Origin of the sequence: Natrarchaeobius chitinivorans, from assembly GCF_003841505.1 — an archaeon.
In the GTDB taxonomy this organism is placed as follows: domain Archaea; phylum Halobacteriota; class Halobacteria; order Halobacteriales; family Natrialbaceae; genus Natrarchaeobius; species Natrarchaeobius chitinivorans.
The window spans coordinates 62,853-85,525 of record NZ_REGA01000012.1 but is presented as its reverse complement, the minus strand read 5'-3'; the positions used below and the strand labels follow the sequence as shown (position 1 = coordinate 85,525).

At 54.9% G+C, this 22,673-nt stretch carries 14 protein-coding genes and 3 pseudogenes; 4 read left to right on the top strand and 13 right to left on the bottom strand.

Annotated features, from left to right (window positions below; all coding sequences use genetic code 11):
- Positions 1–326 precede the first annotated feature (326 nt).
- Together EA473_RS13800 and EA473_RS13795 are read left to right on the top strand one after the other, a co-directional pair.
- Positions 327–2,138, top strand: coding sequence for an ABC transporter ATP-binding protein (locus EA473_RS13800; protein WP_124196241.1), 1,812 nt, complete (start codon positions 327–329; stop codon positions 2,136–2,138).
- A 789-nt stretch (positions 2,139–2,927) separates the two neighbouring features.
- A complete protein-coding gene (locus EA473_RS13795; RefSeq protein ID WP_124196240.1) occupies positions 2,928–4,058 on the top strand; it encodes a glycosyltransferase in 1,131 nt (376 codons plus the stop codon).
- Between the two features lie 121 nt (positions 4,059–4,179).
- Here EA473_RS13795 and EA473_RS13790 read toward each other — a convergent pair whose 3' ends face one another.
- The 4 genes and pseudogenes from EA473_RS13790 to EA473_RS13780 all read right to left on the bottom strand — a co-directional run.
- Entirely contained in the window at positions 4,180–5,082 is a 903-nt protein-coding gene (locus EA473_RS13790; protein WP_124196239.1) for a hypothetical protein, read from the bottom strand.
- An 841-nt stretch (positions 5,083–5,923) separates the two neighbouring features.
- Entirely contained in the window at positions 5,924–6,616 is a 693-nt protein-coding gene (locus EA473_RS13785) for a hypothetical protein (protein ID WP_124196238.1), read from the bottom strand.
- Between the two features lie 170 nt (positions 6,617–6,786).
- Entirely contained in the window at positions 6,787–7,617 is an 831-nt protein-coding gene (locus EA473_RS22350; protein WP_165875290.1) for a hypothetical protein, read from the bottom strand.
- A 97-nt stretch (positions 7,618–7,714) separates the two neighbouring features.
- Positions 7,715–8,148: pseudogene (locus tag EA473_RS13780) on the bottom strand (transposase); the annotation flags it as partial.
- Between EA473_RS13780 and EA473_RS13775 the strand changes: the two are divergent.
- Positions 8,099–8,751 (top strand): annotated as a pseudogene (locus tag EA473_RS13775) (IS4 family transposase); the annotation flags it as partial. The pseudogenes EA473_RS13780 and EA473_RS13775 overlap by 50 nt on opposite strands.
- Positions 8,752–8,863: 112 nt before the next feature.
- Here EA473_RS13775 and EA473_RS13770 read toward each other — a convergent pair.
- From EA473_RS13770 to EA473_RS13760, 3 genes and pseudogenes are all read right to left on the bottom strand, one after another.
- Positions 8,864–9,610, bottom strand: coding sequence for a class I SAM-dependent methyltransferase (locus EA473_RS13770; protein WP_124196237.1), 747 nt, complete (start codon positions 9,608–9,610; stop codon positions 8,864–8,866).
- Positions 9,611–10,005: 395 nt separating this feature from the next.
- Positions 10,006–10,344: pseudogene (locus EA473_RS13765) on the bottom strand (transposase); the annotation flags it as partial.
- 436 nt (positions 10,345–10,780) lie between these two features.
- Positions 10,781–12,094, bottom strand: coding sequence for a hypothetical protein (locus EA473_RS13760; protein WP_124196236.1), 1,314 nt, complete (start codon positions 12,092–12,094; stop codon positions 10,781–10,783).
- A gap of 201 nt (positions 12,095–12,295) precedes the next feature.
- On the opposite strand from EA473_RS13760, the gene EA473_RS13755 reads away from it, so the two are divergent.
- A complete protein-coding gene (locus EA473_RS13755) occupies positions 12,296–13,378 on the top strand; it encodes a glycosyltransferase (protein ID WP_124196235.1) in 1,083 nt (360 codons plus the stop codon).
- A gap of 44 nt (positions 13,379–13,422) precedes the next feature.
- On the opposite strand, the gene EA473_RS13750 is transcribed toward EA473_RS13755, so the two are convergent.
- The 6 genes from EA473_RS13750 to EA473_RS13725 all read right to left on the bottom strand — a co-directional run bounded on the left by EA473_RS13750 (position 13,423) and on the right by EA473_RS13725 (position 22,636).
- Positions 13,423–14,253, bottom strand: a complete 831-nt coding sequence (locus tag EA473_RS13750; protein WP_124196234.1) for a glycosyltransferase — start codon at positions 14,251–14,253, stop codon at positions 13,423–13,425.
- A 142-nt stretch (positions 14,254–14,395) separates the two neighbouring features.
- Positions 14,396–15,826 carry a sugar transferase gene (locus EA473_RS13745; protein WP_124196233.1) on the bottom strand — a complete coding sequence of 477 codons (1,431 nt, stop codon included), beginning with the start codon at positions 15,824–15,826 and terminating at the stop codon, positions 14,396–14,398.
- A 565-nt stretch (positions 15,827–16,391) separates the two neighbouring features.
- Complete coding sequence (locus EA473_RS13740; protein WP_124196232.1) at positions 16,392–18,908, bottom strand: MFS transporter; 2,517 nt, start codon at positions 18,906–18,908, stop codon at positions 16,392–16,394.
- Between the two features lie 28 nt (positions 18,909–18,936).
- A complete protein-coding gene (locus EA473_RS13735) occupies positions 18,937–19,944 on the bottom strand; it encodes an SDR family oxidoreductase (protein WP_124196231.1) in 1,008 nt (335 codons plus the stop codon).
- 5 nt (positions 19,945–19,949) lie between these two features.
- Entirely contained in the window at positions 19,950–20,723 is a 774-nt protein-coding gene (gene aglF, locus EA473_RS13730; protein ID WP_124196230.1) for a UTP--glucose-1-phosphate uridylyltransferase AglF, read from the bottom strand.
- 848 nt (positions 20,724–21,571) lie between these two features.
- A complete protein-coding gene (locus EA473_RS13725) occupies positions 21,572–22,636 on the bottom strand; it encodes a winged helix-turn-helix transcriptional regulator (RefSeq protein ID WP_124196229.1) in 1,065 nt (354 codons plus the stop codon).
- Positions 22,637–22,673 lie beyond the last annotated feature (37 nt).

Here is a 22,673-nt window from a genome sequence, read left to right as displayed (position 1 = left end):
GCTGTTCATCCGTTTCGGTTCGGTGCAACACCGCTGTACCGCCAAAGTAAATCGCCACGCCGTGTAGATAGACTCTCGATAATCCACCGCTCAGTTCACCGCGCGTAGGACGGTATTTCTCACACTCGAACCGCCCGAAAACGTCCGCGAGCGCTTTCGTCCGCATCTCAACGGTCGCAGTAAGAGACTATTGAGAGATTTCCGACCGTCGGGACGGGTTCCGATTGCAGCGATAGGGCGGATTACCCCGCGAAAACGGAGACGGGTACTATATACCTGGTTCTGATACGGGCAGTGACGAATCGTTCCGTCGCTCTTCCCTATACATGTCCGATACTGATGACGTCGACCTAGACCTGACGTGGCGCGAGAAGGGTCACGCCCTCTATCGCGTCGCCAAGTTCCAGCCGCGGTTCGCCGCGGCGGTGATCGTACTGAGCGTCGTCGCCGCCCTCCTCGAGGGAGTCGGCCTGAGCTTCATCATGCCGATCGTCGACGTCGCACAGGCCGATACGCCGCCCGAAGACGCCGACGGACTCCTCGGGATGTTTCTGCTGGCCTACCAGACGCTCGGCATTCCGTTCACGCTCGGCTACCTCGTCGCCGGGGTCGCGGGCGTGATGACGGTTCGATACACCACGTCGTTTCTGGTCGGCTGGTTCCGGGCCGCAATCGAGACGAAGTACGTCCGCCACCTGCAGGAGGAATCGTTCGATCGTGCGCTCGAGGCGGAGATTTCGTACTTCGATCAGGAGGGCTCGGACGACATCCTGAACGCCATCGTCACGCAGGCGGAGTACGCTGGGAAAGTGATCAAGTACGCATTGCGGTCCGTCGAACAGGGACTCCTCGCCCTGATGTACCTCACGATCGCGCTAATTCTCTCCCCGGTACTGACGCTCCTCACGGCGGTATTTCTCGGCGGAATGACGCTCCTGTTCAGAAACGTCCTCACCACAGGCTACTCCCTCGGCGACGAGGTGGCCGACGCGAAAGAGGGCATTCAGTCTCGAGCGCAGGCCGGAACGCAGGGAATCAGAGATGTGAAGCTGTTCGGGATGATCGACGAACTCCGATCGGGATTCTCGGAATCGGCGGCGAAGTTCGAGACCAACCGGATCAAAGTCGAGCGGAACGACGCCGCCATCACGAACTACTACCAGTTGATGACCGCTATCGCCGTCTTCGTGCTCATTTACCTGGCATTGACGTTTTCGGGGATGAACCTCGGGCAACTCGGTGTCTTTCTGTTCGCGATGTTCCAGCTCGGGCCGAAGATCAGCAACCTCAACAAATACGTCTATCGCGTGGATAGCGAACTTCCCCACCTCGTTCGGACACAGGAGTTCATCGACGAACTCGAAGGAAACCGAGAACGAACCGGGACGTCGCGGAGCGTCCCGGGTTCGATCGATCGTCTCGAGTTCGACGACGTCTCGTTCAGCTACGACTCGAACGACGAGACTGTCCTCCACGAGGTCTCGTTCGAGTTCCACCGCGACGACTTCGTCGCGTTCGTCGGCCCCTCGGGTGCCGGCAAATCCACGATCGCCTCGTTACTCGCGCGGATGTACGAGCCGGACAGCGGTGTGATTCGAGCCGACGATCGACCGATCGACGCGTTCGATATCCAGGAGTGGCGCTCTCGAGTCACCGTCGTCAGGCAGGACCCGCACGTGTTCAACGACACCCTGCGACAGAACGTCACCGTCGGAAACCGCGGTGCCACGCGATCGGCGGTCGAACGGGCGTGCGAGATCGCCCAGGTGACCGAGTTCCTCGACGAGCTGCCGGACGGCTACGACACAGTGCTCGGCGATCAAGGAGTCAAACTCTCCGGCGGTCAGCGCCAGCGCGTCGCGATCGCTCGCGCCCTGTTGAAGGACGCCGATCTGCTGATACTGGACGAAGCGACGAGCGATCTGGACACGTCGCTCGAGCAGCGGGTACACGAAGGGATCGAATCGATGAATCGGGATTACGCGATGTTAGTAATCGCGCATCGGCTCTCGACGGTCACCAACGCGGATCGGATTTACACGATGGAAGACGGCAGGATCGTTGAGGCAGGCCCCCACGAAGAGTTGGTATCGAACTCGAGTACGTATTCATCATTATATGCGCTGCAATCGCAATGATTACACAGTTTAACTCAGAATCGACCGGTTTAGGTCTGAAGAACCGCCTTGAGCGAAAGTTTCGGCGATATAGTGGCTATCTGATGACCTGGCTCCATTCAGGCCGTAGATATCGAGCACCACTAAAATCGTACGACCTTGTATGGGTGTCACCAGCTTCGATCGATCGGTGTCCCGCCGAATCGCCCACGGTTTCTCCAGTGATCCCCTCGGTCGTCGTCGGTGGAAACTGGGATCGAGAGTTACGGGCGTTTCAGGACGATGTGGTTTTTCGGTCGTTCGAGAAGCGCTTCAACGAGGGTGTCGGATGGAATCAGACACCGTACTACAGCCGTATGAAAGAGTGGATTGCTAAGTACGGCTCGTACAAAGGAATGACTGACACCACTGATTTGGATCGATGTTGTTCCCAGATAGAGAAACTGTATACAATGATCAAACGGGATGGATATACAACCCAACGACGCTTGTCGAAACGAAAAATACAAGGATTAGATTATGAGCCATACTTTCCGCTAGAACAAAAGCAAATTACAGTGTACGTCGCTCGTGACGGGGAACTTCTGTGGTGTGCCGGTGCTCATCGATTGTCGATCGCAAAAATTCTAGAGCTCGAATCGATCCCGGTCCGCATTCGGGTTCGTTATGAAAAATGGAAGGAGCTTCGCGATCGAGTTTACGAAGGAAGCGAACAAGATGAGATATGGACCAAGAACCATCCTGATTTAGATCCGAGAAGTGGCAAGGCAGTCCACACACATTTGACGAAATTCCATATGGTATAAACAGATGAACGAATCGCAAACACACACGGAAGATCGCTCTGTGAACCACATTTGTCTGTATCTTCCATCGCTTAGGGGTGGCGGCGCTGAAAGGGTCATGGTCCGACTCGCGAACGAATTTGCGGACAGAGGATACACGGTAGACATCGTTCTCGTCCAAAGGAAAGGAGAGTATCTGGATGATGTCTCCGACAACGTTAATGTATTTGACCTCGACACTCGTCGGTTTCTTGCAGCAGTCCCCTCGCTCGTACAGTACATGTCGTCGTCAAGCCCGGACGTGATGATGTCGACGATCGATACTGCCAACGTCACGGCAATCGTCGCCGAGAAACTCTCCAGCGTAGATAGCCGCCTCATAATTCGGATATCCAATACTATGAGCGCAAAAACAGAGGAGTTGTCCCATCCAAAACACCAGATTGTACATCTGGCAGCGAAGCTCACGTACCCACATTCCGATCACGTTATCGGAGTTTCAGAAGGGGTGACACAAGATGTCGTCACACATTTTGGGGTTGATCCTAGTCAGGCGACGACGATTTATAATCCAGTAGTGGACGAATCGCTGTTGACAGCTCGTGAAGAACCCGTCGATCATCCATGGCTTGGAACTGAAGTAGGACCCGTTATCCTTGGCGTGGGCGAACTATCTGATCAAAAAGGCTTCGATACACTGGTTAGAGCGTTCAACAAAATTGACACATATCCTGAATCTCGGTTGATCATCTTAGGTCAGGGAGACGAACGAGATTCACTTCTTCAACTCGCAGAGGGTCTTGGAATCGCGGAAAGAATCGACTTACCGGGATTTGTCGCAAACCCGTACGCGTATATGGCAAAGTGTGATGCGTTCGTACTTTCTTCGAGATGGGAGGGATGCCCCAATGTACTTATCGAAGCGTTGGCCTGCGGCGCACCGGTTGTGGCGACTGACTGTCCAAACGGTCCACGAGAGATTTTAAATGACAGCAGTGTTGGCTCACTTGTCCCAGTCGATGATGTCGATTCGATGGCGAAAGAGATCGCTAACTGCTTAGATGGAAATACAGCGGATACGGCTAGTGACAAATGGGACCAAATGTTCAGGATTTCTGATACGGCTGATAAATATGTCCATGCTTTAGATTGGTAATCAGTGTTTTACTTTCTTAACTTCTTATTGGGACAAAGTCCAGACATGTTGCTAGTGGGAAGCATCGGCACCATATATCTCCCAAGTGATAAATAAAGTTATAATGTATGTCTATATAATATTAGAGTTTATAACCCAACTCCCGGAGACGTTTGTCAATTGGTTTTCCCGATACAGCATATGAATAGTCTGGTTCACCGCGTGGTTCACCGGCAAATATTTCTCGTCTTGATCCATTTTGATAGGTCTGACACGGAACAGTAACTAGCTTATCCGTATAGAGGCCAGGAATATGTCCATATGTCTTTATCGGGAGGAGACCAGTTCGCTCACCCAGCAATTCCCCGTGATCGGATGTCACAATGGTCTTTCCCTTAAGTTCAGCCATCAACTTTTCAACGTATGGGAGAACATATTCTAAATTTTCGATATAAAGCTGCCTCAACATGGAATCAGATATGTCCACCTCACCACGTTGAATTCGATTATAAAGATCTGGGGGTTGCTCAATGTCCGCAAAGTGGCTGCTCGCCAATGGACCGATAAACGGATGGTGTGGACGGATAAAATGAACGATCAGGCGTTTGTTCGGATGTTTCTCGGCTACATCAATTGCACAGTCGGTGATGCGCGTAGGTTTGTTGCCATCGTCAGGATCCGCGATTACATCATAAACAGTGTGAACACTTGACACTGCATCAAGTTTCAATATCCACGAATTTCCGGTCACGTAGACAGTGTCATGGTGCTCCTCTCCGGCAAAATTTGCATCGATGAATTCTCTGGTTGCAGCGCCCGCTGTTTCGCGTTGCTCAAGTTCACCCGGGAGGTTCGCGACCTCGGAAAAAATGTCGTAACGACATGCATCCAAAATTATGAGATTATCCCAGTCCATGTCAAAAATTCCCGTCCCATTTGGATTGTGTTCACGTAATCCAAGTCGCTGACTCCATAATGTATTAAATTCTCTAACAAAGAGATATGGTTGCTCAATTGCGCTTTTAATGTCGACAATACTATACATGGTGGTCTAAAGAACACCAGCCATATGTATAAATATTCTCGCCAACAATTTTATATATGAGTGATGAATGTATTGGATTCAGATATTAATATTCCCTTGTTTAACCTTACTTACCCTATGGGTTTATGCTGGATCGCCATATTCCGGCGGATCCACATACTTTCCACTGCTAAAGATGCTTCAAATAATATGAGATAGAGGATGTCATGAGGCTCTTGATGCTAGGGATACTCATGTACGGCGTCGCCGACCGTACCTTGGTCAGCGAAGTAACGGTCTTAGACAGCGCTCTCTGTCCGTAGAGGGGCTCATCTACTACGTAGATAGCGCGCCTGACCAATGGTGCGGACTCACGATGCTTGATCAGCGGCCTCGTGTCCCTTTCTCTCCGTTTATCGGTAATTGCTGCCAATCGTAGTCTTGGTCGGCAGCGGGGCTGTACAACTCGCCCGCGTTGCAGCGGCGAGTTACCAGCCGAGTTGAGGGTCCTGCCAATTCTCGTTCGTACAATGAATGTTGAGGACAGCTGTTGTCTCTGGAGAGACGAGAGTAGTTGTTTTGAGAGTCTAAACTCGTCAATTCGTTCGCCTAAAGTAGTGTTTACTGACGTTCCGCGGTCGAAAAACGGCGCGTCCATCTCTGTATGTCAGAGGGCTTTGTAGAAGTAGGTATATGAGCGTAAACTCAAACTCTCAGATCGAGATTGGTGTGGCCAGAGGAAGAGTCCATCTGGAGTCTATACCTGTAGCTGCCGTGTGATCAAGATTTATATTGTGGCCACAAACCCGTGGTTACCACCTATTACTTCCACTATTGGCGTTGTCTTGGAGGAACTTAAAGCTCAGTTGAGAACGTCTTGAAGGCCGGGATGATCACGTAGCTCCTCATGCTCCTTAGGGATACCATTGTTGTAAATTCTATCCCGTAGTTCTTGCCATTCTTTGTGTATTGAATGGACTTTTACCGGAATCATATCAATACTATCAATTATTTTTGCAATAGATAACCTGTGAGCACCATCCTTTCGGATATACTCTCCAGCAGGACCAATATAGACCGAAATATACCCATCCTGACAATATCCATTTTGTTTGATATTGTGGTATATATTCTCGTACTTATTCAAATATTCAATCGCCGTCTGATATTCGTTATACTTTCCACCATCTCTTAATATTTCATAATATGGTGTCTGCTCCCATTCTTTTCCTTTACAAAATCTTCGTCTGAAGCTACGGTGAATGTATGTTGTGGAAAAATCCTTTTTTAATTTGTGCCACTCTCCAGTCCATATCCGCTCAGGTGGTATCTCTCCCCCAAAATAATGTTTTAGATCGTCATCCCACAGTGTGTAATTTACTCCAGAAACTGGCACTGAATAAACTCTTCCAAAATCAGGTACAGCATCGTATTTAGTATATTGTATCTTTCTCCTAATATTTTTATTAAGAAATCTGATTGACCTTTTAAATAGTTCAAGAGACCCCCCATTCTGGAGTATCTCAAGAGCCCTCTTAGGATAATGAATGGTCATACCTGACTGTCCAAAAAGCATTGAGCAGCTATTTATTACTTTTTGATCCAGGATTGATACAAAATGACTCAGCAAATGCAGCCCCACGGAGAAAGTCCCAAACGATGGGATCTCAATCTCCTCTCGACCGAGAAGAGAAACATTTTTTCCTTTCCCAGAACTCTCTGCACTCAGTTGAGTACGTCTTGAAGGTCGGGATGATCATGTAACTCTTCATGCCCCTCAGTGAGGCCATTGTTGTAGATGTCGTCCCGGAGTTCTTGCCATTGATTGTGTCTACAAACCACGTGAACCGGGATTTCTATATCTAATACCCGGGCTATCCCAAATCGGTGATTTCCCTCAAAAAAATTTATTTCGCCATTTCTATCAATTGTGACTAATACTTCCAATTTGTCCCGTATAGGTTGAGTAGACCCTGGTCTAACGTGTTGACCATCATGGTTCGACTTATACCCTCCATATTTTATTTTATTAAAAAGTTCTTCCACAGAATTGAAATTCTCTTGTAAATAACCATCTAAACAATTGAACCCTATTTCTGTGTATTTTGTGTTATCTTTGGCAAATTTCTCCCGGACATAGTTGTAATATTTGGTATTCTCCCAGTTTTTACCTTCTCCAAAGCGTTCTTGAATCCCTTTAATAATAAACGAGTCATTAACAGCTACTCTGTTCTTATCCCAGTTTCCTGATTTTGTCTGAGCTATTCCCTTATACCTAACTCGTTGAACTGTCCTCATCCTGTGAGTATAACCCACTCTATAATCTATGTTGCTTGGTCGTATCTGAATGGTGTTGTATGGGTCAGGTGGCGCATCATAGCGGATACGATTTTGCAAATGATTTTTCCAAGTGTGAAACTTGAAACGACGGCGACATTGAGGGTCTAATAGCCCCATCGGGTGTCTAAAAATAAATCTCGAAAACTTCCTATATAATTCAATAATGCCTTCCTCCCGAAGTATATTAAGAGCCCTCTCAGCGTAGTACGTAGCCATATCTGACTGTCGAAAAAGCATTGGACAGCTATTTATTATTTTTTGATTCGATATTGATACAAGGTAGCTCAGCGAAGAGGGTGTCAAACAATTCATCTCATGCCACGAGCTTGGTTCTGCCTGGATTTCACCCTGTTCGTAGTTCGTGATGGCGACGATCACTCGGAGACACAGTCCAAGATACGCTTGTACCCGCGCACGGACGCGGCCTCGGGACGCTTCGCGCCCGAGGCCGCAGTCTGAACACGCTCCGAACGTTCGCTCAACTTGCGTTCGACGCTTGTAGGTCTCATTAAGGATCGAACGCTTGAGCGTCACATCCTCGGTAAATTCGCTGATTCTGTCTTCGACGCGGTATTCGATATCGAGCGTATCAGTGGTGTTTCGTGGACTGTACGGGGCGATCGGCACAACTCCTGCTTGAAGCAGGAAGTCGTGCCAGTCAAGGATATCGTAGGCACTGTCTCTGAACATCCAGATTGGCTGTTTGACGTCGAGCGCGTCACGGGTGACGCGCATCGCCGTCTCCTTCGAGTTACGCGAATGGCGCGGCCGCACCATTCCCCTGGAAGGCGAGAAGATCTTCGATTGCGTGGACAATTTCTCTCGTAAGTACATCGATGTGGAAATCGAGATCGAGTTCGACTGACGAGAGTACGCGGGTAAGTAGTTACGAGATACGAAACGATTCCGCGCCGTCGGCATCCGCAACGAGGACGCCGCCGACTACCATCTGTACATCACGAACCTGTCTCGGGATGAGTTTCGCCCGGCTGACCTATAGTAATCGTTTCAGTTGTCACTATAGTACGAATTGGACAAGTTCGACGCGACGGAGAAGCACGTCGTAGAGATTCTGCTGTATGCAGCGTTGTTACCCTTGGTGGTGAGTCGTGATTTGCTTGGTCTGGTTATTGAGCACGCTGATGATGGGGTCGTATTCCCGCCGGACGCTGGGCGGCGACCCTCCGGTCGCACGCCCAGCTCATCTTCTGCGGACTGAGGGAGTACCTCGCTTACTCACTCCCGTCACTGCTACATCGACTGATCACTGACGCTCAGAAAATACATAAGCAACGACCGATCCTCCAAGAACAGCTCACTACTACCATCAAACCGACTGCTGAGGCTTAGCTAAAGACCAGTGCCCAGTGCAAGTACCGCCTGACGTTCTGAATCAGCAGGCTGAGTACGACGAACAACATCCGTCTCATGGGGTCTTGTGTCATCGGCGAAATTCTCGAGACTATGGGTCTAGTTCGGCAGAAATAATTGCAGTGGGATTTAGCCAACGGAGATTGGGATAAGGACAGTACTCAACGAAAACATCGGAAAAATAGCTTCGAAGTAGAGCAGTGGTCTGTCTATAATCGTACCCTCGATGATGCTGATTTTTTTCAAGTGGAGGGTTTCCAATTAGTGACTCAAAAAACTCAGATATCGATTCGACATTGTGCCTTCTGCCGTCAATAAATCTGTATCCCTCGCGTACGGCCATAGCAGGGCCAATTTCGATTGGGGCAGAGATTATGGTACTACCGCCATCTTTCGTCACTCTATAGATCTCCTTGATTCCGCTATTCTCGTCGGGCACGTGTTCAAGCACGTCCAACGCAAACACCACGTCAAAAGTATTTGATTTGAAGGGAAGATCTTCCACGTCCGCAGCAACGTATCTCAGGTTTTCGTCATCGACAGAAGCCAAATCGAATATCGATCGGACAGTTGCGAAGAGGGGATCCTCTCGAGCGAGGTCATTAAATACGAGCTCATCGACGAGATCAACAAGTGTGAGTGCAAAGACGCCTGTCCCTCCACCTACAATAAGAACTCGATCAGACCCGTCCACGTTAGAACATCTTAACGCTTGGTCAAATCGTTTATAATAGTACTCTGAGAATGCACCGGTATACATATGGCCGATATGTGAATAGTTTGAATGTATTTGTCTACTGTCTTCATCAAAAACTTGATCTAGGCGAGTAGCCTTCATTGTATAAAAGACAGATGCTGATAGTTGTACATGAATGACTAGTTCTGTTAAAATGGAATCTTCGTCCTAATCGGTTACAATAGACAATATTTACGCTGGTAATAAAACCTTGATCAAATCCCTTGTCAAATATCTGTGTACTAAGAATGGTGATGAGAGTGACTAATAAATTTACGCCCTCTGGAATGCGCGACAATCAGTGCTTCACAAGCTCATTGGTTGAGAATTCCACTTACTGAGTTGTGACCAAACAAACAGAGTAGGCAGACAGTTATCCCACAAAGAGGCCTCTTAAATTTACCCGACCCATGCGGTAATCAGCTGGTTTCGTTCTCCAATATTAGCAGTTAGATTCTTGAGTCGTAGCGCTTAGATCGGTCAATCTATAGCAAACATTAGAAGTAGTTACTCACTTCAGGTATAGAAAGCTGGTCAAGAGCTGTAACAATCCCGTTGTAAGATCGTCTAGTGGCTCAAGGAAGCTGTTGCTGAGAGCGGATTGGAGCTGTATCCAGCACTCCTTGACAGAATTCAGCTCTGGCGAGTTGCCGATAACGTGATGAATGCGAGGTCGTCACGGGCCGCTAGGTGCGTGACGGCCGACGCTGAAAATACGGCGCTCCATCCAGCACAATGAGTAAATCACCTTCGAACTCTTTTCATGATTCAAGAATGAAATGTTTAGCGTGTTCGGCGGTTACGTACTCCTCGAATCGAGCGAAAAAGTGATCACCGCCGAGTGATTAGGGTACCGGATGGATACGTAGCCAGCGTATTCTTCGTGATGGTGGGAGCACGTTGGTTTGCGGTCGTTGAGCATCTGTCGAACGTGGAATTGGACCCGGCAATTGAGGTGGCCCAGAAGGCGGACGAGACCCGTTTCATCCGACGACTCTGTTTCGTCAAATACTTTATTACAAAAAGGTGGGGTTTAGTAGGTTGACCCCCGCTGTATGTACGTATAATTGGAACCGTCCCGTCATCAAAATACTCCTCGTTCAAGCTGAGAGTGTCGTAGGCTGGATTGCTCATCGTTTTGTCTGCTTTCTAATGCGAGTATGTCCGTATGACGTGCCATTCCCAATCCTTTTGATATGTCACATGGAATAGAAGGTGTTTGCCTCCATCTGCGATGCTTTCTTGGACTTGCCAATCAGATCATTGTTACAATTAGTGATTAATCTCTTTGTTTCCTATGCTCTTATGACACATCATGGTCATGAAGGTTATTGCTAATACAAGTGTCATTTTCCCAGTTATTGAAGTTAAAAAGTTCTGCATAGAGGACAGAATTGTTACGGGACCAAAGAATATAATAGCAAAAATAGCATATTGGCGACCCTGATAACGGTATTTCACAATTGTTCGCCAGGCCACTATGATAAACGAAAGGAACACTAATAGCAATAGGAAGTGACCTTGTGTGAAAGCAATTACATAATATGAATCTATAGTTTTTGTGTCTAATACATGTGCAGGGTTAGCTAGCGTGCCAATGGGATAGTATACACTCATATCACTAATAGCAGCTTCCCACCGGGGACCACGTCCAGACACTTGGGGTAATTTATGTGGGTTAAGAATGACCACTAGCAATTCATCAAATCGACTATCGCTTTGCAACCGGCCAATATTTAACCTATATGCAATTAGGAACCCTGCAGAAATACCACCAATACTTGGTACCGCAGCCTTTGGATTTAACGCAACATCTAGTGCATTAGTGTGGAAAGTGAACAGTACTGTTATAAGTATAACGGTGGCTACAAAAGCGGTCCGTTGTCCAGATGCTATCAATAATACGAGAGACAACAATCCGAATGTAATATTTTCTCTGTTTTCAAAATATGTATGGAAAAATAATAAGATGCCAATTAATGCAACAAGTCCGATTAGCGATGGAGAAGAGCCTGCTCCAGAAAAACGTCCGATATGATATCCTAACTCACCGTATGTTGATTGATTTAGAAACCAAAACTCCAATAAAGGAGATGTATCGTATAATTCAAGAAACAATGAAAGCTGAAATAGGAAAATGGAAAAATATATTCCGACTACCCATTTAAACACATAAACAACATCGGATTTGAAACAAAGCCTGTGTTTTGAGTATACTGTTAACGCAATTACCCCAACCAAATACACTTGAAGCCATCGAATATCGCCAACGACGTACTCAAGGGGGTGTCCATAAACAATGATTCCTAAAAATGGGAGTGTAACCACTAAGAGTAAGTATATTGTCGTAAGGTGTAAAAAGAGCCGGTCGGAAGGTAGACTTAGTTCATCAATCGCTGGTAAATACAGTAAGAGTGTACAAGCAAGAAACAGTATTATTAAATCAAAAAGGAAGAGACCTATATATCCAAACTCGACCATCGGGCCTTCGACAAAAGCTGAAATAATTGCGAGTATGACTAAGCCTCGGAGCAACGACTCGAGATGTCGATCAGCTATTCGCCTATTCTGCTGGAACGAACTCACGGAACATCGTCACAACAAAGCTGGATAAAAGAGTTGCGACGATATTTCTGGAATAACAGCGTGTTAGGATACTCCATGATGTTTCTCGACAACGTAGAAATCTAATTGGCATCTGCGTGATAAGCTGGAAGTAGCTAGGCAGCAAGTATTATACTATATCGACGTGCTTGAATCGCCACAATTAGCAGGTCAAATATAGCTATGAGTAATATAGCTGTTCTGGTAGGCACCTTAACCATCGGCGGCGCTGAAAGAGTCGCTGTTAACCTCGCTAACGGGTTAGCCGACCGTGGACACGAGACCGATTTAGTCGTACTCAGAGACGACCTCGAGTTGGAACCCCACGTTTCTTCGGACGTTACCCTCGAGACGCTCAACGCTTCGAGGGTACGGTGGAGTCTTCCCGCTATCGTCCGGTATCTGAACGAAAGACAGCCATCGGCAGTGATCTCCGTGATGACCGTCGAAAATGCGTTGACGATACTAGCCGCTAGACTGGCCAGATATCAGCCGAAAGTAATCGCGACTGAACACTCGGTTCGAGATGATCGACCGTGGAAGAGCGTCGCGTTCAAAGGCGATTTTCTACTCGGGAGGGTTTTTTACCGGCAAGCCGACGAAATCGTCGCCGCCTCGAGTTCCGTCGCTCGCGACGTTGCGTCGTGGGCGAACGTTCCTCGGGAGGATCTTTCGGTTATCCACAATCCGGTAGAGCTTGCATCGGCAGACAGCGATGACGAGCCTCCGCATCGATGGTTCGGCTCCGACGAACCGGTGATCGTCGCTGCCGGGAGGTACACGCCTGAAAAGGATTTCTCGACGCTACTCCGAGCGTTCGACGAGGTTCGAGAGACCGTCGGCGGATATCTGATCGTTTTGGGTGACGGAAAGTTACGGGACGAGTTGGAAGCACAGTCGCGGGAACTGTCTCTCGAGGACCGAGTATGTCTGTACGGATTCGTCGACGATCCGTACCCCTACATGAAGGCGGCCGATCTGTTCGTGCTTTCGTCTCGGTCCGAGGGGTTCGGAAACGTGCTGGTCGAAGCCATGTCGTGTGGGACGCCGGTCGTCGCAACGAACTGTGGAAGCGGTCCCGTGACGATTCTCGAGGACGGGACGTACGGGCCACTGGTTCCCGTAGGGGACGCGTCTCGGATGGCGGACGCGATGCTGGAAACCGTATCCGATCCGCCCGCTCCAGAACTGCTTCGTGAACACGCTCGGGACTTTAGCGTAGAAACCATCGTGTCGCAGTATCTCGAGCTGATCGAGACGGAGTAGGTTCAACGGGGAGTGCTGTGAGAGTCGTCGTAGAGAGCGGCGGTTTAGCTCCGTAAGAACGCCTGGTAAACCCGCTTACGAACCGCGTTGGGCGTCAATCGGAGGGGTGTTCGAATCGCTACGTTGAGCAGGAACACGAGGGGCGAAACCGAACCGCGTTCCAGGAACTCCCGTTGAATCCGAAACTCGGTCCGAGCATATCCCAGCCCGCCCCGCCTGTCGAACAGATCGTTCCCCGTCCGGCATTTCACCAGAACGGTGGGAAGGTTCTCAATCGTGTACCCCTCGGACAGCATGCGCATCCAGAGTTCGTAGTCCTGCATCGAGCGAAACGATCGGTAGTTTCCGACCTCGAGCACCGCCTCTCGACGGAACATCACGGTCGGGTGGTTCACAGGACACCGGAAACGAGCGACGGACCGAACCTGTTCGGCGTCGCTAGGCACGTCCCGAACGCGTCCCGATTCGTTGGGATTGCTGTCGAACTCCATCACGTATCCGCCGAGGACGTCGACCTCGGGATTGTCGGAGAGGTACGCTAACTGGTCCTGGAAACGAGTTTCGACGGCGACGTCGTCCGCATCCATTCGAGCGATCAGCTCGTTCGAGCACGCCTCGACGCCCGTGCGAAGCGCGACGCCCAGTCCGCGGTTCGTCGGCAGCGAGATCGTTCGTACCGTCTCCGGATACCGCGTTTCGAACGTCGAGATCAGCGCCTCGAGATCGGGCGATAACGGTCCGTCCTCGACGATCAGGACCTCGTCCGGCGGTGTCGTCTGGTCGAACACGCTTTCGAGCGCTACCCGGACGTGGTCGGCCGTTTCGTCGTGATAGACGGACATCAGTACGGAGAAGCGAGGCAGGTTCGCTGTCATCCGTATCGAGCCTCGTTGAAGTCGGCGTCGTTTCGTCCGTCTGTCCGTCGGAAGCTGAACGCCCGCGACGAAACCATCGAGCGGCCCCACCAGCTACCCGGTAACGGAGTGAACACGTTCGCCTGCGTGCTATCGATCGAATTCATCGGTCGAGCATCTCGAGCACGTCCTCGAGCACGCCCCACACCTGTTGCACGACGATCTTCAGGTCGAGCCAGAACGACTGGCGTCGGATGTACTCGAGGTCGTAGCGCAGTTTCGTTTCGGGATCGGTACTGGACGCGTCGTTCACCTGGGCCAGCCCGGTCAGTCCGGGTTTGACGAACCAGCGCTTTCGCCACGCCGGTGCGTCTTCCTCGAGGAGGACCTCCTCTTCGGTCCAGGCGGCTCGCGGGCCGACGACGCTCATGTTGCCCGCCAGGATCGACCACAGTTGGGGCAACTCGTCGAGGTGCGTCCGACGCAGCACCCGCCCCACGCGCGTAATCCGGTCGTTCTCCTCGTCCTCGGAGGGCGTGGCCGACTCGCCCTCCGGGATCATGGTTCGGAACTTGTAGACGGGGAACGTGTCCCCGAAGCCGGCGGTTCGGTCCTGACTGTACAGCACCGGACCGGGACTGTCGAGTTTGATCGCGAGCGCGATCACGGCGAACAGCGGGGCGAACGTTACGAGCCCCACGGTCGCGAACGCGACGTCGAAGACGCGCTTGTAGAGGTGATCGAGCGGATCCCACGGCTCGAGGTCGACGTCGACGACCTCGCCGACGTCGCCTTCGGAGACGAGTACGCTGTCGGCGTACTCGCGGTGGATCTTCACGGACACGCCGTGGTCGTGGCAGGTGTCGAGCGCGCCGAAGAACTCCGCGCGGTCGGCGTGGCGGAACGCGAGCACGACGGTGTCGACGTCGTACTCGCGGAGGACGTTCTCGAGTCGAGAGAGGCCGCCGAGTCGGTTCAGGGTCTCGAGTCGGTCCCGCTCGCCGCCGTCGCCGACGGTGACACCGCCGTCGGCTGCGGTTTCGGCGGACGTGGGTTCGCCGTAGACGCTCACGACGGACGGACAGAGGTAGCCCAGCACGGGGACCGAAACCGCCGGCGAGATGCGTTCGATCTGTTCGAGGTCGTCGCCGACGACGAGCGTCCGGTCAGAGCCCTCGGACGGGCGTCTTCGGATCCAGACGAACCAGAGCGGAACGGCGATTCCCAGGAGTCCGAACGTCATCACGAGCGTCGCCCGGGGCAGCCGGTGGGACCACTTGAAGTAGCCGAGCGTGGCGAGCGCGAGGCCGGCGACGAGGACGCGCTTCTGGGCGAGCACGACGGTGTCGAGGACGCGCCGCGGCTGTGGCTTGTAGAGCGGAACCAGGCTACACGAGACGGCGATGACCGTCAGCACGAGCGCCAGGTACAGCGACCGACCGGAGAGGACGGTTGCCTCGAGGCGATCGAACAGCGGCACGTGGCTCGTAAACAACAGCTGGGCGGTGGGGTGGTTCGCCACCGCGACGGCACCGACGGCTAGACCGATGACGCCGAGCGTACTCACCGTCCGATACCGCCACCCAGTCAACATTCATCGCTTGTCACTTCCACCGATCGTATAACGCATTTGATGTTTTCTCGAGAGGGTTTCCCCCTCGTAAGTTTATCAGTGCGGAACAATTGCTTATTCAGTCGTCGAAACCGTATGACCATCGGTAACCGGGTTCGGCGGAAACCCGCGATCGGACGCACGGTAACGATATGCTCCGTTTCAGGGAGTGAGACGTGAACCGCATGCGATGGCAGCGTTCGCGTTTACTACGGAGGATTGCGTTTCGTTTCGCGGGTTAAATCACGGCGTATTCCCGTCTAAACCAGGAATTATTCGGCGTTCGACGTCATTACCGGCTGATCGGATTCCACAGCCCTGCAATCACCGAACTACACTGCGGACGGCACCCGGGCGACGCGTTCGACGGCCACCGGCCGGAGGGGTGGTGAAGCGACGATCTTCGGGGAGAGTGATACTGCCGGCTGTAACTGTGTCAAGATTCTCGCCACCCCGGAGCGGCGAGAATCTAGAATGACTTACAGCCGGTAGTATGAGCTACCGACGGACGATCGACGCGGTCCACCGCTAGCGCTATCGAGAGCCATCACTCGAGTTCGACGCTCGAACCGGTTTCGACGGCCTCCGGCGTCACCTCGACGGTCCGATCGCCGACCTCGTACTCGCCGGGGTAGGGAACCGTCACCGCGAGCGTGCCGTCGTCGTCGACGGTCGCGTCCCGCTCGTACGCGAGTTGCTCGCCCGAGACGGTCACGTCCGTCGCGACGGTCACCGTCTCGCCGGGGTCGCCGGACGTCTCGATCGTCGCGCCGGGCACGACGGCGAACGCCGTCACGCCGTCGCCGCGGTGGAGCAGCTGGTAGTGCTCGAGGGGCTCGGTTTCGTCGCCGCCCGCGCCGAGATCGCCGTGGAGTTGCGCCTGTGCGCTGTCCTCGTCGCCGGCCGCGTCGGTCAGGACCACGTAGCCGACCTCGCCGTCGAACTCCTCGTACCAGCCGTCGGGATCGCCGTCGGTCCGGAACTCGTCGAACGTCGCCCTCGCGTACGAGTAGCTCGCCGACTCGCCGCTGACGAAGTAGTTGTACATTCGGTTGTCCCCCCACGAGCTCAGGACGAAGTTCGCCGGGTACTCCCGATCCGCCTCCGTGGCGTGTTCGTCGATGGCCATCGCGGCGTCGAACTGGGCGTCGTCGTGGGCAGTCTGTGCGCTCAACGAGGGGGCATAGATCAGGCCCATCCCGCAGATCAACAGCGCGATCCAGAACAGGGCGACGATCGTCCGCGGACTCCGGGGAAAGACGATGCTGGGTCCGCGTTCGCTCTCGGTCGTCGCGGTGGCGCGTCCGCCCCCGTCGGTCGCGGTACTACGCTCATCGGCAAACCGTCGCTTCCTGACGTCGTCGCCGTCCGACCGAAACTGGGCGGGAAGCCGGGCGAGCTCGAGCCGGCCGAGCAAGTAGACGAAGCCCAGGCCGCTGAGTACGGACAGCGGAACGGAAAGCTGTCCCGCGAACCGGCCCTGGACCGTCGCCAGCGCGAGCCAGAAGAGTGCGACCGTCGACACCAGCAACCAGCCCGGCCGGTACCCTCGGAGCGCGCGCCAGCAGGCCCAGCCGAGGACCAACAGCCCGAGGTAGAAGCTCAGCCCCATCTGGATGATCGGCTCGAAGATGACCGCGTTCTCCGCCGCGAACAGTGACTTCGTCTCGACGGCGCTCTCTCGGAAGAACAGGTCGTCCGCCCGCTCGAGCAGCCGACTCCACTCCACTGGGCGCACCTGGCGAAAGCCGTAGAGTCCGCCGCCGGCGAGGATCACCTGGAGGCCGACGAGCCCGCCGGCCGGCCACTCGAGGCGATGCCACAGCGCGCCGAGTGCCGTCACGGCCACCGCGCCGGCGACGACGAGTGCGGGAACGGCGGCGACGAACGATTCGTGCCACCCGAGACGAAGGTGCAGCCCCGCCGCGAGTGCCGAGCCGAGGCCGAGTCCGACGAGCACGGGAAGGTTCGCCGGAACGGGAGACAGTCCGGCGCGCACGTCGAGTGCGACCTTCAGCCCGACGTACGCCGCGACCGGAATGAGTAACAGCACGGAGCCGCCCCAGGCGTGGACGAAGAACGCGAGCGCCACGCCGAACGCCGCGGCGGCGATCCAGGTCCACGGGGTCAGGAGGTGACCGCGAGCGATCTTCGACGAGTCGGTCGAAACGCGGTCCGCCGACCGAGCCGAGACGCCCTCCGTCGCCAGCGTCGAAATGTGGCGCGCTCGTCGGCGCTCGAGGTCGACAGCGAGCCAGGCGAGCGCCAGCATCGTCACGCCGAGCCAGAGGTACTGATGGGCCCGGTGCTCGAGGAAGCCGATCCCCGTGTAGACGGCGTGTGCGGGGGTGAGCGCGAGGAAGACCACGGACGCGACGCCGACGCGGACGTCGTCGGTGAGGACGACGGCGAGCCAGTAGACGACGACGCCGAGCGCGAGCGTCGCGACGACGGGGAGCCACGCCGCGACCAGATCTGCCGCCGCTGCGTCGCCTCCGAGCAACTCGGCGAAAAACCAGTTCGTCGCGTGGGTGAGCGGCCGTATCTGCGTCCCGTCGGGCATGCTGGCGAGGACGCTCGCGTCCGTAACGCCGTCCGACTCCGCGAGCAGTTCCTCCATCCAGTACCGGTAGTAGTACGGGTCGTTCGCCGGCGAGACGACGTGATCGCCGCGCATCACCGACCGGTAGTTCAGCACCCGCATCCCGAACAGGAGTGCGAGCGACGCGAGCAACGCCCCGACCGCGCGGACGTCGATCGAAACCGGACTCGAGAGCGAGATCGACGGCCTCGAGGGACCGTCTGAAAGCTCGGTTCCGTCGAGTCCCGCCCGAACCCCCGTTCGGCTCGAGACGCGGTACTCGCCGTCGACGTTCGTCACGATCCCGCGCGAGACGAGTTCGCCGAACGTGCCCGAATCGAGCGGAACGTCCTCGAACGTCCACGTATCGTGGTCGGCGTCGACGGCGAGGATCGACTCGAGGGCCTCTCGTCCGTCGTCGTACTCGTCTCGAAACGCGATCGATGCGTCGGCGACGTCTGCGGGGGTCGGTTCGTCGGCCATCGATGATCGAAACTGTGGTTCGGTGTCGTTACGCCGACGACCGAACTGTCTGTGACTCGAGAACCATCGGCTCGTACCAGTCGCGGTTGTCGCGGTACCAGTCGACGAACTGCGAGACGCCCTCGCGGATGCCGGTCGACGGCTCGTAATCGATCAGATCACAGGCTTTCGACACGTCGGCGTGGGTGTGTCGCGCGTCGGCTTCTTTCGGGTCGGCGTACTCGAGGCCGACGTCCGCGCCCGTCTCGTCGATCACGTGGGTCGCGAGTTCTTCGATCGTTATCGTCCGCGTCGAGCCGACGTTGACGACCTCGCCGTCGCAGTCGTCGGTGTCGAGCAGCGTGAGGTTGGCGTCGACGACGTCGTCGATGTAGGTGAAATCCCGCGTCTGTTTTCCGTCGCCGTAGATTACCGGCGGGTCGCCGTTTACACACCGCGAGGTGAAGTTCGTGATCGCCATGTTCGGCCGCATCCGCGGCCCGTAGACGGTGAAGTACCGAAGCGAGACGGTCGGGAGGTCGTAGATCTCGTCCCAGAGCCGACAGTAGTGTTCGCCGGCGAGTTTGGTGACGCCGTAGGGGCTCTGTGGAACGGTCTGGTGGTCTTCGTCGTAGGGGAGGTACTCGACTTCGCCGTACACCGACGACGACGAGGCGTTGACGAACCGACGGACGCCGAACTCGTCGGCCGCCATCAACAGCGTCAGCAACCCCGTCGTGTTGATCCGGTGGGGTTTTTTCGGATTTTCGACGCTCGTTCGAACGCCCGCCTGGGCGGCCTGGTGGTAGACGATCTCGACGTCGTGAGACGAGAGCAGCGAGCGAACGAGTTCCTCGTCGGTGACCGATCCCTCGACGAACCGGAAGCGATCGCCGCCGATTTCGCGACAGCGCTCGAGGTTTTGCTCTTTGATCCGAAGATCGTAGTAGGGATCTAACACGTCGAGCACGGTGACCGTATGTCCCCGCTCGAGGAGTCCGGCCGCGACGTGCGAGCCGATGAACCCCGCACCGCCGGTGACGAGAGCGTGTGTCATGGCGGTTAGTCCGTCCCTCCTTCCGCGGTCTGTTCCGTCTCGGTGCTCGCCTCGACGAACTGCCCGGGTTTCCCTCCGAGACGCTCTTCGGCCCGATCGCGATCCTCGGGATAGCCGACGTCGACGCGCCACCCTTCCATCCGGATGGCGTCGATGGTTCGCCCGGACTGGATCAGCAGGTCGATCGCGTCCGGGAGTTCGTACTCGCCGCGGTCGCTCTGTTGAACCAGCTGGCAGGCGTGGAAGATCGCCGGCGTAAAGGTATAGAAGCCGGTCATCACGAGGTTCGACGGCGGCTCGTCCGGCTTTTCGACTACTTCGACGATCTCGCCGTACTCGTTCGTATCGAGGACGCCGTAGCGCGAGGCCTCCTCGTAGGGAACCTGTTCGACGAGGAAGGCGGCGTCGGCCCGGTCCTCGCGCTGGCGGTTGACGACGTCCGCCAGGTTCGCCCGAAAGACGTTGTCCCCGAGCATCAGTGCGAAGTCGTCGTCGACGAGGTGTTCGACCTGCCGGATGGCGTGAGCCAGTCCCAGTTGTTCGCGCTGGTGTGCGTACGTGATCGGTACGTCCTCGTAGCTATCGCCGTAGCGGTCGATGATCTGCTCTTTGAGGTGGCCGACGACGACGATCAGTTCCGAGACCCCGATCTCGAGCAAGTTGTCGAAGACGTCTTCGACGATCGGCTGGCCGTCGACTTCGACGAGGGCTTTCGGTTTGTCATCGGTGAGCGGCTGGAGGCGAGTCCCCTTTCCTGCCGCCAGAACGACTGCTTGCATGTGCGACCACCACTCCAAACCCGGGTAAATAGCTGGTCCCCGTAGTTTCAGGTTACCATCCCGGGTTCGATCCCGCCGGCACACCCACTCGATACGCGAGTCGGACCATCGTCATACCGACTCGAGCCGCCGGACGTGACTCCACACCGGATCCCCCGATACTGTTCGTTCAGCGGGTGATTCCGTCGTTACTCCCTCGAAACTCACGGATTTTCACCTCAACGGCGAGCTAATCCCGCCCCTTTTTGACTCCCCCTCGAACTCCGGTCGGTGGCCGGCACGCAGGAGAGAGCGCTCGAACGCCGGAAAACTGGCGAAACGTCGGCTTTCTCGGCTGCTGTCCACTTCGAAGGAGTACTAGGGCTCTGCTGGGGTACTAGTGGCGTTCCAACCTGAACTGGTGGGTCAACTCCTGTTGTGCGGGTCGATTTGACCTGCCAGCCGACGTTTGGAACGGTACTAGCGACGGCTCTAGTGACGTTTCAAACCTGAGCCGTTCCAACCCTGAATCGACGAGCGAAATCGTGCGGCGAGGGTACTAGAGCGAGGATACTAGTATCGTCCCAACTGAACGGAGTTACATACCCTCCAGACAATCTCACCCACGGATCACTCGGTTTCCGTTCGGGTTGGGGCGGTTCTCGCTCACGTCGGTTCGCTACGGCTGCCGTCGGTCGCCGTTCACCATTCCACGGTTCACGCTCGGTTCACTCGCTCGAGTCGCGCTCACCTCGTGCGATCGGACCCGCATGGCCGTTTAGTGGCTACTGCTGATCAGAAACGTTCAGTAACCGTCGTCGGTTTTTCGCTCGAGCCGCCGGATCGGGACGCGAGACGGCCAGTCGAAGCTACGTCGGTTCGACGTCGGTCGCCAGCATCTCTTCGACGATTCGCAACTCTTCGTCCTCGGTGATCTGCTCGGACGTGAGACACGCGTGAAGCATCTTGTGGACCAGTTCGGGGTCGGACGGAATACCGGCTCCCCTCGAGGTGTTGTCCGTCACGGTCGCTTCCAGCGTCTCGAGACGGTGGCTGAGCTGTGTGATCTGTTCGGACAGTCCAGCCAGCGACTCGTCGATCTGGGTTTCGATCTCGCTGAAATCGGCAGTTTCGTCTCCGCGTTCGCCTTCTCGTCCCGGGGCACCATCTGAATCGGTGGGGGCTGGTGGATCCGAATCGGTCGGTGACGCTTTCTGTCGCCGTATTCGTGCCTCCGATTCATCGGCTTCGCCTCCATCGCGAACTGCCTCGCCGGCGAGTTCTGCGTCCGAATCGCCGCCCTCGGTGGGGGCGTCTTCGCCATCGAAACTCCCCTCGAGGTCGAACAGTTCTGCGACGAGTTGCTGTCGGTTCGACCAGTCGAACCCGTCGATTCCGTTTACCCGCTGACTGATCGTCGCACTGGTGACGCCGAGGTTTTCGGCGAGTTTCGCTTGCGTTGCGGTCGGATACTCGCGAATCTCCCTGAGCGTTTCCAGTTGTTTTTCCGTGACGTCGTCCGGCTCGAGCGTCGGCCTGGACCGAGGTCCGGACGGCTGTTCGTCCGTCGAATCGCCAGTTGCTGGTGTCTGTTCGTCAGTCGAGTCGTCTGTCGCAGACGTCGGTTCGTCCGTCGAGTCGGTGGTTGCCAGGGTTGGCTGGTCTGCTTCCATGGCGTCGTCCGGGCTCTCGCTACTGGAATTGACCTCCGGGTTCTCCCCACTGGAGTCGTCCCCCGACTCTGCCGGATCGCCGTACTCGTCGAGGACGTTTTCGACCATTTCGGTGGTTGCGCCGCTGACCGTCTCCGCGAGTTCTTCCATCGACACCTCCGGCCGTGATTCTGCGGCGTCGAGGATCTTCTTGTGGATCACGGCTCGAGGGGCGTTCACGTGGCTTTGCGTTCGACCGGGTGATAGACTCGAGTCGCTCATACGATTCTCACTGCAAGGCACCCATTCGTGTCACACG